Origin of the sequence: Janthinobacterium sp. AD80 (assembly GCF_002878455.1) — a bacterium.
Taxonomy (GTDB): Bacteria; Pseudomonadota; Gammaproteobacteria; order Burkholderiales; family Burkholderiaceae_D; genus Janthinobacterium.
In genome coordinates, this window is the sequence record NZ_NRDQ01000254.1 from 1 (window position 1) to 13,578 (window position 13,578).

General features: G+C 64.2%; 9 protein-coding genes and 2 pseudogenes. 7 read left to right on the forward strand and 4 right to left on the reverse strand.

Features of this window, described 5'->3' with window-relative positions:
• Window positions 1–318: pseudogene (locus tag JaAD80_RS28085) on the reverse strand (DNA alkylation response protein); the annotation flags it as partial.
• A 397-nt stretch (window positions 319–715) separates the two neighbouring features.
• On the opposite strand from JaAD80_RS28085, the gene JaAD80_RS28090 reads away from it, so the two are divergent.
• Together JaAD80_RS28090 and JaAD80_RS28095 are read left to right on the forward strand one after the other, a co-directional pair.
• Window positions 716–2,455: a bifunctional diguanylate cyclase/phosphodiesterase gene (locus tag JaAD80_RS28090; RefSeq protein WP_102299434.1), complete on the forward strand. Its 1,740-nt coding sequence runs from the start codon at window positions 716–718 to the stop codon at window positions 2,453–2,455.
• Complete coding sequence (locus JaAD80_RS28095; protein WP_102299436.1) at window positions 2,452–3,948, forward strand: HDOD domain-containing protein; 1,497 nt, start codon at window positions 2,452–2,454, stop codon at window positions 3,946–3,948. Before JaAD80_RS28090 ends, JaAD80_RS28095 begins: the two co-directional genes overlap by 4 nt.
• A gap of 176 nt (window positions 3,949–4,124) precedes the next feature.
• Here JaAD80_RS28095 and aroC read toward each other — a convergent pair whose 3' ends face one another.
• Complete coding sequence (gene aroC, locus JaAD80_RS28100; RefSeq protein ID WP_102299438.1) at window positions 4,125–5,219, reverse strand: chorismate synthase; 1,095 nt, start codon at window positions 5,217–5,219, stop codon at window positions 4,125–4,127.
• Between the two features lie 432 nt (window positions 5,220–5,651).
• Here aroC and JaAD80_RS28105 point away from each other — a divergent pair, with 432 nt between their 5' ends.
• On the forward strand, window positions 5,652–7,913 hold the full coding sequence (locus JaAD80_RS28105; protein ID WP_102299440.1) for a bifunctional diguanylate cyclase/phosphodiesterase: 2,262 nt from the start codon (window positions 5,652–5,654) through the stop codon (window positions 7,911–7,913).
• 71 nt (window positions 7,914–7,984) lie between these two features.
• On the opposite strand, the gene JaAD80_RS28110 is transcribed toward JaAD80_RS28105, so the two are convergent.
• Both JaAD80_RS28110 and JaAD80_RS28115 read right to left on the reverse strand, forming a co-directional pair.
• A complete protein-coding gene (locus JaAD80_RS28110) occupies window positions 7,985–8,431 on the reverse strand; it encodes a CBS domain-containing protein (protein ID WP_010398828.1) in 447 nt (148 codons plus the stop codon).
• A gap of 236 nt (window positions 8,432–8,667) precedes the next feature.
• Window positions 8,668–9,291: a 2OG-Fe(II) oxygenase gene (locus JaAD80_RS28115; protein WP_102299441.1), complete on the reverse strand. Its 624-nt coding sequence runs from the start codon at window positions 9,289–9,291 to the stop codon at window positions 8,668–8,670.
• Between the two features lie 286 nt (window positions 9,292–9,577).
• Between JaAD80_RS28115 and JaAD80_RS28120 the strand changes: the two genes are divergently transcribed.
• The 4 genes and pseudogenes from JaAD80_RS28120 to JaAD80_RS28135 form a co-directional block, all read left to right on the forward strand.
• Complete coding sequence (locus tag JaAD80_RS28120) at window positions 9,578–10,888, forward strand: O-acetylhomoserine aminocarboxypropyltransferase (RefSeq protein ID WP_102299443.1); 1,311 nt, start codon at window positions 9,578–9,580, stop codon at window positions 10,886–10,888.
• 1 nt (window position 10,889) lies between these two features.
• Window positions 10,890–11,702 (forward strand): alpha/beta fold hydrolase, encoded by an 813-nt coding sequence (locus JaAD80_RS28125; protein ID WP_102299445.1) that lies wholly within the window; start codon window positions 10,890–10,892, stop codon window positions 11,700–11,702.
• Window positions 11,703–11,725: 23 nt separating this feature from the next.
• Window positions 11,726–13,129, forward strand: coding sequence for a PoNe immunity protein domain-containing protein (locus JaAD80_RS28130; protein ID WP_180979634.1), 1,404 nt, complete (start codon window positions 11,726–11,728; stop codon window positions 13,127–13,129).
• Between the two features lie 26 nt (window positions 13,130–13,155).
• Window positions 13,156–13,578 (forward strand): annotated as a pseudogene (locus tag JaAD80_RS28135) (hypothetical protein); the annotation flags it as partial.

Here is a 13,578-nt window from a genome sequence, read left to right on the forward strand (position 1 = left end):
CCACGGCGCGGCATGCGCGCCGGCGCCCACCAGGATCTCCATCAGCGCATGCCAGGCAGGGTGAAACACCACTTCATCGATGCGCCGCCCCGCGCGGTCGAACTGCTGCAGTTCCGGGCCATGGCGGTTGGCCTCGCGCGCCAGCGCATACGTCTCGGCGCGGCCCAGCTTTTCGCCCAGCGCATCGAGTTCCTGCAGCGCCGCGCCGCCGCCTTCGCGCAGCAGCGCCTCGATCAGCGCAGGGTCGCAGGCGAACAGGTTGACGTTTTCAAATGGCGTGGCCTGGTTGAAAACTTCATGCGTGTCAAAGGCATTCATGGGAGGTCTCCGTTGCGATTTGTTATCATGGCGCCCTTGCCTGCCGCGGCGCACCGTCAACACCGTCTGCCAGCCAGACTAGCGCAAAGCGCCAAAGGGGGCAAGCGCAAGGCCGGCATGCGCCGCCGCATAACGTTTCCACAGGGAACAAAATGAGTGGAAGCGCACGGCAGGCTGATTTTCTTCAAGCAGGACAGGAATATTTATAAAACCTGAAGCAATGTTGCTCTATTTCATGTAATTGAAAGCTTTTCAATGATACATTTCGTGTGGATCGCGTTCCGATAGTGACCGTTTGCCCATGACCGCGGGCAAACCGCACGACGCACTATTTCCGTTGGCGCCCTGCCCTGCAGTGGGCGCCGGCACTGATAATAAAAAGGTAAAAGCCAGCACGATGTTTTCCAGTACCCCATCCGCCGCCCACCGCGAGGCTCGCCACGAGTTGGACAACCTCATGGAAGAGGCCGGCGACGTCGTGTTCCGCCTCGATGCGGACGGCTTGATCCTGTTCGCCAGCAAGCGCGCCGCCACCCTGTTTGCCGCACCGGCCGGCCTGTCCGGCCACCTGCTGCTGCCGCTGGCCGCCGAAGCCTCGCGCGCCGCGCTGCAGGCGGCACTGGAAGATGCGCTCGCCGAACCGGGCCGCCTCGAGGTGCGCCTGCAAACGCCCGACCAGGAAATCTGGTTCGAGCTGCGCCTGTCTTCTTATATGAACGCGGCCGGCGTCGCCGAACTGCTGGTGGTCGGACGCGACACCTCGGCCCAGCACAACACGGAAGAACGCCTGCGCCACATGGCCACGCACGATGCGCTGACCGGCCTGCCGAACCGCCTGTTGCTGTCGGACCGCATCCGCATGGTGATCGCCCAGGCGGCCCGTTCGGGCCAGGGTTTTTCCGTCGCCACCATCGGCCTCGATGGCTTCAAAAAGGTCAACGATGGCCTCGGCCACCCGGTCGGCGACGCCGTGCTGCGCCTGGCCGCGGCGCGCCTGCGCAAGACCTTGCGCGACAGCGATACCCTGGCGCGCGTGGGCGGCGATGAATTCGTCGCCGTGCTGCCGGGCAGCGCCACCGACGCGCAAATCAAGCTGGTGACGGGCCGCCTGCTGGCCACCCTGCAGGCGCCGTTTGAAGTCGACGGCCACACGATCTACGTGGGCGCCTCGGTCGGCGTGTCGATCTACCCGCTGCACGCGGAAGACGAAGTGCGCCTGGTGGCGCTGGCCGATGCGGCCATGTCGCGCGCCAAGGAAACGGGCAAGGCCCGCTGCCTGGTCTACAGCCCGCGTCTGAACGGCCCGTCCGAGCACGATATCTCGCTGGAAGCGGCCATGTTCCACGCCGTGCGCGAAGGCGAATTTTTGCTTTTCTACCAGCCCATCGTCGACGCGCACACGCGCCAGATCCAGGGCTTTGAAACCCTGATGCGCTGGAAGCACCCGACCCTGGGCCTGGTGCCGCCCGTGCGCTTCATCCCGATCGCCGAAGCCAATGGCCTGATCAACCTGCTGGGCGCCTGGGCGCTGAAGGCGGCCTGCGTGCAGCTCAAGCAGTTCCAGGACGTGGCCAGGCGCCCGCTGTACATCTCCGTCAACATCAGCCCGCGCCAGTTCCGCAACGACAAATTCCTCGACGTACTGGACGACGCCATCGCTTTTTCGGGACTCTCGGGCGAACACCTGGTGCTGGAAATTACGGAAGGCACCCTGATGATCGACCCCGTGCACGCGGAAACCATCCTCGGCAAGATGACGGAGCGCCGCGCGCGCATCGCCATCGACGATTTCGGCACCGGTTATTCTTCGCTCGCCTATCTGAAACGCTTCCCTATTTCCGTGCTGAAGATCGACCGCACCTTCATCAAGGACTTGCCCGAATCGAGCAAGGATGCGGCCATCTGCAATACCATCCTTGACCTGGCCAAGCACTTGAATCTGTCGGTGGTCGCCGAAGGCGTGGAGACGGAGGAACAGATGCACTTCATGGAATCGCGCGGCTGCCATTATGTGCAAGGCTATTTGACGGGCAAACCGATGCCGGCCCACGCGGCGCTATCGGCCTTGAGCGAAAAAACCTATGCGGCGCTGGTGCCCACGCCGCCTGCCAATGAACAGCGCGGAGGGGTGCAATGAATCCAGGCCATTTCACGGCGCCGACACAGCTCGGCAAAAATACCCTGGACCTGCTGTGGGCGCGCACGCGCCAGCAGGGCGACATGCCCGGCTTCGCCAAGGCCATCAGCGCCATCCTGGGCGCCATGCGCGGCGAGGACGACCACGAATTCGACATCACGCAAACCGTGCTGTCCGATCCTGTCCTCACGCACAAGGTGCTCAGGCTGGCCAACAGCGGCATGTATTCGGCCTTCGGCCAGCGCGTCAACACGGTGTCAAAAGCCGTGCTGGTGCTGGGAATCGACGCCATAGGCCATCTGGCGCTGGGACTGAAACTGATCGAGGAACTGTCGCAGGCGTCGCCCGACTCCGTCAGCGCCCACGTAGAAATGGAAAAGGCCGTGCTGGCCGGGATGGTGGCGCAGCAGGTGGCCACCAGCGCCGGCAGCCTGCAGGCGGAACAGGCCGTGGTCTGCTCCATGCTGCATACGCTGGGCCGCATGATGGTGACGTTCTATATGACGGATTTCTGGGCCCGCATGCAGGCCCACGCCGGCCCAGGCAACGAGGCGGCCGCCGCGCGCGAAATCCTCGGCCTGTCGCTGCCGGAAGTGGGCTATGCCACGGCCGCCCACTGGGGCTTGCCGCAGCATCTGATCAACGGCATGCGTCCGCTGGACCCGACGCCGGACAATTCCCCCGTCAGCGGTGCCGACTGGATGGCGGGATTGTCGACCATGGCGGCACGCTGCGCCGATTCGCTGTGGCACGACGATGCGGCCGGCGCGGCGCAGGTGCACGCGCTGATCGACAATTATGCGGGCACCCTGGGCATCACGGCCACCGACCTGGTGGTTGCCGTGGACAAGGCCAAGGCGATGGCGGCGGCCGACCTGTCGATCGCCCCTCTGTCGAAACCGGCGGAACGGCGCGCGCGCCAGCTGGCGTCGACGCGCATGCGCGCCGAAGGCAACCGCGTGCTGATCAGCGGCCTGGCCGACTTGCGCGGCGCCATCGGCAGCGCCAGTCCCGGCCAGATGGTTTCGATGGCGCTGGAAACGCTGCACCAGGGTTTTGATTTTTCGCGCTCGGTGGCCTTCGTGCGCAACCACAAGGATCACCTGTATTCGGCGCGCATCAGCATGGGCGACGGCATGGCCGACCTGCAGGACCTGATGGTGTTTGGCGACGCGTATGAACCAAACGTCTTCCACGCGGCCCTCAACAGCGACCGCGTGATCTTCATCGACAATGCGCGCGACCCGAAATTTGCCGCCAAGCTGCCGCAGTGGTGGAAGGCGACCCTGTCGGAAGCGCGCAGCTTCGTCGTGCTGCCCCTGTCGGCCAACGGCCACCCGACGGGATTCCTGTACGGCGACTGGGACGACAGCTTCCCGCCGATCCAGCTGAACCAGACGGAATTCAACCTGATCAACGATATCCGGGCGTTATTGGTGCAGTCGGTGGAGATGCGGCACCAATTGGAATTGGTGGCAAATAAAGTGGCGTGACAGGAAGCGCCGACAATGTTGCCGCTACGCGTGGCATAGGCCGTAGGTCGGATTGGCCGCGTAGGTCGGGTTAGCCCAAAGGGCGTAACCCGACAACACCGCAGAGACAACAATATTGCCGGATTACGCGCAAGCGCTAATCGACCTACGTCTGCTCTTACGCCGCGCGCTAACAATTACTTCAACTTCGGCGTACTCACCGACACATCGCCGCATTGTGCGCGGTGCATCAGGGCGTGGTCGATCAGCACCAGCGCCAGCATGGCTTCGGCGATCGGCGTGGCGCGGATGCCCACGCACGGGTCGTGGCGGCCGAACGTTTCCACCATCACGGGATTGCCTTCCTTATCGATCGAGCGGCGCGGCGTGCGGATTGACGAGGTCGGCTTGATGGCGATCGAGACACTGATATCCTGCCCCGTCGAGATACCGCCCAGCACGCCGCCGGCGTTATTGCCGACAAAACCTTCCGGCGTCAGCTCATCGCCGTGCTCGGAACCCTTTTGCGCCACCGAGTCAAAGCCGGCACCGATTTCCACGCCCTTGACGGCATTGATGCCCATCATGGCGTAGGCGATGTCCGCGTCGAGCTTGTCGTAGATGGGCTGGCCCAGGCCGACCGGCACGTTTTGCGCGATCACGTCGATGCGCGCGCCGATGGAGTCCCCATCGCGGCGCAACTGATCCATCGCCGCTTCCATGCGCGCGATCAGGTCGGCGTCGCCGCTGGCGGCAAAGAACGGATTCGCATGCACGTGCTCCCACGACTGGAATGGCACGGGAATGTCGCCCAGCTGGCTCATGCAGCCCTTGAAGGTGGTGCCGTACTGCTGCAGCAGCCATTTCTTGGCGATGGCCGCCGCGCCCACCACGGGCGCCGTCAGGCGCGCCGAGGAACGCCCGCCGCCGCGCGGATCGCGCACGCCGTATTTGTGCCAGTAGGTGTAGTCGGCATGGCCGGGGCGGAAGCTTTCCGCGATATTGCCGTAATCCTTGCTGCGCTGGTCTTCATTGCGGATCAGCAGCGCGATGGGCGTACCCGTCGTCACGCCCTGGTATACGCCGGAGAGGATCTCGACCGTATCCGATTCCTGGCGCTGCGTCACGTGGCGCGACGTGCCTGGCTTGCGACGGTCCAGCTCGGGCTGGATATCGGCTTCCGACAGGACCAGCCCCGGCGGACAGCCATCGATCACGCAACCGATGGCCGGGCCATGCGATTCGCCGAAAGTGGTAACAGTAAACAGCTTGCCAAAAGTATTGCCGGACATAGTAGGAAGTGTGAAAGACTGGAAAACCCAATTCTACCAGCCTGCGCGGCGCACCATGCCGCTAATGCCTGGCCAGCGCCCGATATTTCCCCAGCGACAGCGCAAGTCCACCCTTTTCTTCCCGCCCGGATCGGCATTTTTAAATCCCGCGTATTTTTTTCATATAAAAAACACCAAATAAGAGTTGCAATCATGCAATGCAAGAAATATTGCCCTACAGAATAGACTTAAAAAAACATTTTGCTTATTAAATAGCTATATACTTGGATGATGGGCCATCAGAAAATGTGTACGCTTCGGCAACCGCTGAGTGCTGCATTTTCGATGCGCCCTGAGTGCATCAGAAATGACCAGGGCGAGGCGCTGCAACAACGCCATGGGCCTTTCTGATGTGCTCACATCTCGTCCCGAGTCATCCTGGAGAAGCTATACATGCCCGCACCGATCATCCCCCTTGACCCCCACAAGGACGATCACGACGACCTGGTATTCCTTGATGAGCAACCGGCTGCGCCGCTGGCCTCCACGCCGCGCAGCGTGTGGCGGGTGATGATCATCGACGACGATGAAGACGTCCACTCCACCACCACTTTCGCCCTGGGCAATCTGGAGATGCAGCACCGCCCGCTGGAATTCGTGCACGCCTACTCGGCCGGCCAGGCGCGCGAACTGCTCAAGCACGAACGCGACATCGCCGTCATCCTGCTCGACGTGGTGATGGAACAGGACGATGCGGGCCTGCACCTGGTGCGCTACATCCGCGAAACCCTGAAAATGACGGACGTGCGCATCATCCTGCGCACGGGCCAGCCCGGCTATGCGCCGGAAATCGACGCCATCCGCGACTTCGACATCAACGACTACAAGACCAAGTCGGAACTGACGCGCATCAAGCTGTTTACCACCGTGACGGCGGCCATCCGCTCGTATGAACAGATCCGCTCGATCAGCAGCAGCCGGCGCGGCCTGGACCAGATCGTCCACGCCAGCACGCAGCTGATGGCCCTGCACGGCGTGCAGAATTTCTCGGCCGGCGTGCTGGCACAGATCGCCGACCTGCTGGGCATCCGCGCCGACGGCGTGCTGTGCGTGCAGGAGCTGCTCGATAGCGGCGCCAAGGAATTGCTCGTCTCGGCCTGCACGGGCAGCTTTTCCGGCCTGCCGCACAGCGCCCTGTGCGGCCTGCAAAACCCCCGCGTGATGGCGGCCATCGAGCATACCCTGGCCCAGCGGCGCAATGTGTATGCGCACGATTACGCCACCTTGTACTTCGCCGGCAAGGCCAGCCGCGATGCGGCCGCCTACCTGCTGCTGCCGCGTCCCCTGTCCGCCATCGATGAAAGCCTGCTGGAAGTGTTTTGCAGCAACGTCGCCGTGGGCCTGGACAATGTCGAACTGGTGTCGCACCTGCATAACGCCGCCTTCTACGACAACCTGTCAAAGCTGCCCAACCGCACGCGCCTGGTGGAAATCCTCGACGCCACCCTGGCCGGCCCGGCGCGCGACGACGCCACCCTGTCGCTGGTCGACCTCGACCACTTTGCCGAGACCAACGACGCGCTGGGCCACCAGTTCGGCGACATGCTGCTGGTCGCCGTGGCAGGCCGCCTGCAAACCGAACTGGGTTCGCAGCTGACGGTAGCGCGCCTGGGCGGCGATATCTTCTGCGTGCTGGGCGACTCGTCGCAAGTCAATCCGGCCAACATCCTGGCCCTGTTCCAGGCGCCGTTCTGCATCGACGGCCAGGACGTGCAGCTATCCGCCACCCTGGGCCTGGTGCGCCTGGGCGAACACGCGGGCACGGGCGCCGATGCGCTGAAAGACGCCGATATCGCCCTGAAACGGGCAAAAAGCCAGCAGCGCGCCGGGCACTTCTATTTTTCGCGCAGCATGGGCATTGAAATCCGCGAACGGGTGCGCATGATGCATGCACTGCGCACGGCGTTCAGCCAGGGGCAGCTGTTTGTTGTCTACCAGCCGCAGATCGACCTGACCACGCGCCGCCCCGTGGGCGCCGAAGCGCTGCTGCGCTGGCAGACGCCGGACGGCAAGTTCATCTCGCCCGACCGTTTCATCCCCATCGCCGAGTATTCCGGCATCATCATCGACCTCGGCGAATGGGTGCTGCGCACGGCGTGCCGCGAACTGGTGCAGCTGCGCGAGCAGGGCCACCGCAATTTCGTCATGTCCGTGAACGTCTCGCAAGTGCAGTTCCGCCACCCGCTATTTTTGGAAATGCTGCGCGCGGCGCTGGAAGAGACGCAGGCGCCGCCCGAATTCATCGAACTGGAAATCACCGAATCGATGGCCATGGAAGAGCCGGACATGCTGATCAAGATGCTGTGGCAGATCAAGCAGACGGGCGTGAGCATCGCCATCGACGACTTCGGCACGGGCTTTTCCTCACTATCCTATCTGCAGCGGCTGCAAGTGGACCGCTTGAAGATCGACCGCGCGTTCGTGACGGAAATCACGGGCTCGGCGCGCGGCAGCAGCATCGCGGAAATGGTCATCCAGCTGGGCCGCAATCTGGGCCTGGCCGTGATCGCCGAAGGCGTGGAAGACGAGCGGCAGGCGCAAATTTTGCAGGCGCTGGGCTGCCCGATGGCGCAGGGCTTCCTGTTTGCCCGCCCCATGACGGCGACGGCGCTGGGCAACTGGCTGAACAATGAGGCGCTGCAGGGCGCGGCGTAGGCGCCCCGCCTTGTTGCCTGGAATGCAAAACGCCGGCATTGCCGGCGTTGCTATTAAAGCATTGCGATCGCTTAATCGGTGGTTTCTGCCGGCCAGTCGCGGATATACGCCTTGAGCATCTGGTTTTCAAAACTTTGCGCTTCCAACACGGCGCGCGCGACGTCGTAGAAGGAAATAACGCCCAGCAGGGTCTTGGCGTTCATCACGGGCAGGTAGCGCGCGTGCTTTTCCAGCATGATGCGGCGCACTTCGTTCACTTCCGTATCGGGGGTGACGGTGATCGGGTGGTCATCCATGTGCTTGCGCACGGTGCCGCCGCCGATCTGGCCCGCGTTCTCATGCAGGGCATTGAGCACTTCGCGGAAGGTCAGCATGCCGACCAGGTCGCCAAATTCCATGACCACCAGCGAACCGATGTCTTTTTCAGCCATGGTATTGGCCGCGTCAAGCAGGGGCTGGTCTGGCGTGACCGTGTAGAGGATATTGCCCTTGACTTGGAGAATTTCAGATACTTTCATATTGGCCGTCCTGTCCGCGTGATTGGTTTTTTAGTTATTCTAGCCCTTACAGCGACTGTAGCCTATGCCTGCGGAAAAATCCAGCCTTGCGCGCAATCAAATCGAAGAGGTTTGTCGGGCAAGAAAAGCGTAGCGAGCGGATGCGCGGCGCGGCCGAGAAGCGCAGCTGTACTTCGCAGCTGTACTTTAGTACAGCGGGCATCGCCGGTCGTGCCCCGCGACGCGCAGCAGTTTTTTCACGCCCGGCGGCGGAACCAGCCGGCGATGGACAAGCGCTGGCGCGCCGTCGGCAGCACTTCATGCAGCATCTCGCCCGACATGAACATGGCCATGCGCCCCGCCACCGGCCCGACATCCACCACGGGCGCGCCTTGCGGGTGCAAACGCAGCGCGCCGCCGTGTTCGGGCAGCCAGTCTTCATTGAGGTACAGCACGACAGACACGGTGCGCTTGTCGTCGTCGCGGAAACGGTCCAGGTGGGCGCGGTAAAAGGCGCCCGGCGCGTACAGGGCGAAGTGGCTTTCGTACTCGTCCAGGCCCAGGAACAGCTCGCGGTTCAAGGTCTGGCGCAGGGTTTCCATGTGCGCCAGATAGCTGTCGCAGGCGGCGGAACGCCCCGTTTCCAGCCATTCGATATGGTCGCCGCGGATCTCCGGCTGCAGCAGCGGCGCATGGCCGCTGCCCACGCCGGCGCCCTTCATGTTGCCATTGAGCATGGATTGCACGCATTCGGCGGCCAGCTGGCGGCTCAGTTCAGGAGAAATAAAACGCTCTTGCATGACCCAGCCTGCGTGGCAGAGGCCGTCGACTATAGATGGTCCGGGTACGGCGAGGTCGCCGTCGAACGATATTGCGGGCATAAAATCTTTCCTGGTGGACATGCGATGAGAGTTCGCCTGTAGCCCAGGATTTCGCTTGCACGTAGCGGCCTTTCCTGCGGCGCGGCGCACGCGCACAGGTAAAACAGCCCGAAAATCGCTGACCCGATATCCTACCACCGCCGCCGCGCGCCGGTCACTTTTTTTACACTTCAGGTTACACGGGCGGCTCGCCGCCACGGCGCCATGCGCCCTGCACGCATGCCCTTTTGCTCTGCCGCAAATCAGGTTACGATCTTGCCACTATAAAAAACTTGGCGGAGACACCATGAGCGGCCCGAAATACCCCGGTTTTGACACTTTATCGCTGCATGCGGGCGCCACGCCCGATCCGGCCACGGGCGCGCGCGCCACGCCCATCCATTTCACGTCCTCGTTCGCCTTCAAGAGTTCGGACCACGCGGCCTCGCTGTTCAACATGGAGCGGGCCGGACACGTGTACTCGCGCATCTCGAATCCCACCAACGCGGTGCTGGAAGAACGCATCGCCGCCCTCGAAGGTGGCGTGGCCGGCATCGCCACGGCCAGCGGCCAGGCAGCCATGCACCTGGGTGTATGCACCATCGCCGGCGCCGGCTCGCACATCGTGGCCTCGCGCGCCCTGTACGGCGGCTCGCACAACCTGCTGGCCTACACCTTGAAACGCTTCGGCATCGAGACGACTTTTGTCGACCCGCGCGACGTGGATGCGTGGCGCGCCGCCATCCGCCCGAATACCAAGGTACTGTTTGCCGAAACCCTGGGCAATCCCGGCCTCGACGTGCTGGACATCCCGACCATCGCCGCCCTGGCGCACGAACACCAGTTGCCGCTGATGCTCGATTCGACATTCACCACGCCGTATCTGCTGCGCCCTTTCGAGCACGGCGCCGACCTGGTCTTCCACTCGGCCACCAAGTTTTTATGCGGGCATGGCACGGCCATCGGCGGCCTGCTGGTCGATGGCGGCACCTTCGACTGGCAAGCCGCCTACGACAAGACGGGCCGTTTCGCCGAACTGTGCGAACCGTATGAGGGCTTCCACGGCATGGTCTTCGCCGAGGAATCGACGGTGGCGCCGTTCGCCCTGCGCGCGCGGCGCGAAGGCTTGCGCGATTTCGGCGCCGTCATGAGCCCGCATAATGCCTTCGCCGTCCTGCAAGGCATCGAGACACTGGGCCTGCGCATGGACCGCCACGTGGCCAACACGCGCAAGGTGGTCGACTTCCTGCTGGCCAATCCGGCCGTGGATGCCGTGTCCTACCCCGAACTGCCATCGCACCCGGACTACGCGCTGGCGCAGACCCTGCTGCCGAAGGGCGCGGGCGCCGTCTTCACCTTCAATCTGCGCGGCGACCGCGCGGCGGGCCAGCGCTTCGTCGACAGCCTGAAGATCTTTTCGCACCTGGCCAACGTGGGCGACGCCAAGTCGCTCGTCATCCACCCCGCCTCGACCACGCATTTCCGCGTGCCCAACGCGCAGCTGGAGCAGGCCGGCATCACGCAGGGCACCATGCGCCTGTCGGTGGGCCTGGAAGACGCGGACGATTTGATCGAAGACCTGGCCCGTGGCCTGAAACTGTCGCAGAAAGGCGCCTGAGATGCTGCTCACCATCGACCATACCGTCGCCTACTGCTACACGGGCAGTAAGGCTTTTAACCCAAGTCAGCCGACGGCCGTCTTCATCCACGGCGCGCAGAATGACCATAGCGTGTGGGCCCTGCAGACGCGCTATTTCGCCCACCACGGCTGGAACGTGCTGGCCGTCGACTTGCCGGGCCATGGACGCAGCCTGGGCGCGGCGAAGGCCAGTGTCGAAGAACTGGCGCGCTGGATCCTGGCCGTGCTCGATGCGGCCGGCGCGGCCAAGGCCATGCTGGTCGGCCACAGCATGGGCTCATTGATCGCGCTGGAAGCGGCGCACCTGGCGCCGCAGCGCGTCAGCCACCTGGCCATGCTCGGTTCCACTTACCCGATGAAAGTCTCGCCGGCGCTGCTGGAAACGTCACTGCAGGACGAACAGGCGGCCATCGACATGGTCAATATCTGGTCACACTCGTCGATCGCGCAAAAGCCGTCGTTCCCTGGCCCCGGCTTTTATGCCATGGGCGGCGCGCGTCGTCTGAAGCAGCGCATCGCCGCCATCAACCCCGATCATGTGTTTCACACGGATTTTTTTGCCTGTAATGCCTATGCGAACGGCGAAATCGCCGCCGCTTCGGTACACTGCCCCACTTTATTCATTTTCGGCGCGCGCGACATGATGACGCCGCCCAAGTCGACACGGCTGCTGACGTCTGCCATCGCGCATGGCACGGTAGTGCAAGTCGACAGCGGGCACGAATTGATGGCCGAGCAGCCGGACGCCGTGCTCGATGCGCTGTATGCGTTTGCGCAAACGGCAGCGGCATGAACGCTTTTTTAGGATAGATGCACATGTTGTTGAATACCCTGTTCGATGAATTGACTGGCCGCGGCAGCGGCACCGAGGCGGAGCGGCACGCACGCTACGACTGGCTGGAACAGCTGCGCTGCGCGAACCCGGACGCGGCCGAAGGGGGCGCCATGGCCGGCATCCCCGGCCACCACTGGTACCGGCTGCCGCAGGCCCTCGGCGTGGCGGGCCGGCATAGCGACCTGCTGGTCGGCACCCTGAACGCCCAGTACCTGGTATTTGCGGGCCGCCACGCAGCGGCGTTCGCGGCCGAACTGGGCTTGCAGTACGACGCCAACAACCGCATCGACCGCCCGGGCGGACTCGATGAACTGCTCGACGCCTATGCCGAGGAAGACGACGGCAGCTGGAGCACCTTGCCGGCCGGCCGGGCGGCGCCACCGCTGGCAGGCTGGGACGATGTGTACTTCCGCGTGCGCGACCTGAGCGACGGCAAGGCCATCCAGAGCGTGACCACCATCGCCTACGAAAGCAGCCGCTTTCCCGGCTACACCCTGCTGGGCACGACCCTGGTGGGCGCGGGCGCCATCGCCCACGACGACGAGACGGCGCAGTATCTGCAGCAGGTGTTTGCCGACTGGGCCATCCAGCGCGCATGCGCCGACGCCTGTCCGCCATCGGCGGCAGCATGGCCGCACACGCCGCGCCAGGCGCCGCCCGCGCCCGTTGGCACGCCGTTTGATTTTGCCCGCAACCTTGCCTATTTCGACGCCCTGCTGGCGGCCTACGGGCGCGCGCAGGCGCAAGCGGAAAGCGACGGCGGCGATGCCGCCTACTGGGCCTGCGCGGCGGCCAGCACGGCCTACCAGGCTTTCTCGCTGCGCTATACGGCGGGCTTGCCCTTGCCGGAAGTGGTCGCTGCGCTGGAAGCTGCCATCGGCGCCTGCGAGGCGGCGCGCGCGGCCCTGGCCGACGCCTACGATGACGAGGACCTGCCCGCGTTTGACTTTGAACAGCTGACCGACTATGCGCGCACCCTGCAGCTGCTGGGCGCCGCCCTGCTGTTCGGCCGCCACGACCTGGCCGCGCGCCTGGCCGCCCTGCAAACGGCCTTCGATGGCGAAGACGGCGTGTACGAAGCCCTGCTGTCGGCCATCGATCCGCAGCGCCCCGCCGTCGACGAATGGTATTTCGCCGAGCCCTACACGGCCCTGTACGACTGCCTGCAGGCCGACGATCGCGCGCAGCAGCTTGAGCATCTGCGGCAGTATCTGGCCGGCTGGCATGCGGCGCTGGTGCAGGAAGACTGGTTCAACGGCCACTTGCGCGCGCAGGGCCTGGGCGGCTACTACGGCCTGTGGGCCTTCGAAGCCGCCGCCGCGGCAAAGCAGCTGGGCCTGCGGCACGGCGACCTGACGCACTGGCTGATGCCCCCGTCGCCCTGAGTCCCCAACATCTTTAACGAAAAAACATGATCAATACCGCAGCCCTGTTCAGCACCGCCTTTTTACCCGGCCAGACCGGCTTCGACACCGAGACCATCACCGGCCTGGCCGAATGGCGCCAGGGCATACCCGTGCTGTTCAAGCTGCTCGCCGGTGCCGGCACGCAAGCGGCCGCCTGGCCCATCTACGGCGATGGCGAAGACTGTCCCTGCGTGCTGGCCGCGCCGATGGCGCAGGCGCAGGCCAGCTGGCAAGCGCTGTCGCAGCTGATGGACAAGCCGCGCGACGCGGCCGACATCGTCGCGCGCGGCGCCATCAGCAGCTTGCTGGCAGGCGCTCAGCCCTGGCTGGTGCTCGACTGCGTGCAGCTGATTCCCCACGATATCGATACGCCGGAATACGCGGCCGCGCTGCTAGCACTGCGCGAACAGGCAGGCAGCCTGCATGCC

Coding starts and splice junctions, on each gene's coding strand:
- JaAD80_RS28115 (WP_102299441.1), bottom strand. CDS start 9,291: ATGCCCGCAATATCGTTCGACGGCGACCTCGCCGTACCCGGACCATCT.
- JaAD80_RS28110 (WP_010398828.1), bottom strand. CDS start 8,431: ATGAAAGTATCTGAAATTCTCCAAGTCAAGGGCAATATCCTCTACACG.
- JaAD80_RS28120 (WP_102299443.1), top strand. CDS start 9,578: ATGAGCGGCCCGAAATACCCCGGTTTTGACACTTTATCGCTGCATGCG.
- JaAD80_RS28105 (WP_102299440.1), top strand. CDS start 5,652: ATGCCCGCACCGATCATCCCCCTTGACCCCCACAAGGACGATCACGAC.
- JaAD80_RS28130 (WP_180979634.1), top strand. CDS start 11,726: ATGTTGTTGAATACCCTGTTCGATGAATTGACTGGCCGCGGCAGCGGC.
- JaAD80_RS28090 (WP_102299434.1), top strand. CDS start 716: ATGTTTTCCAGTACCCCATCCGCCGCCCACCGCGAGGCTCGCCACGAG.
- JaAD80_RS28095 (WP_102299436.1), top strand. CDS start 2,452: ATGAATCCAGGCCATTTCACGGCGCCGACACAGCTCGGCAAAAATACC.
- aroC (WP_102299438.1), bottom strand. CDS start 5,219: ATGTCCGGCAATACTTTTGGCAAGCTGTTTACTGTTACCACTTTCGGC.
- JaAD80_RS28125 (WP_102299445.1), top strand. CDS start 10,890: ATGCTGCTCACCATCGACCATACCGTCGCCTACTGCTACACGGGCAGT.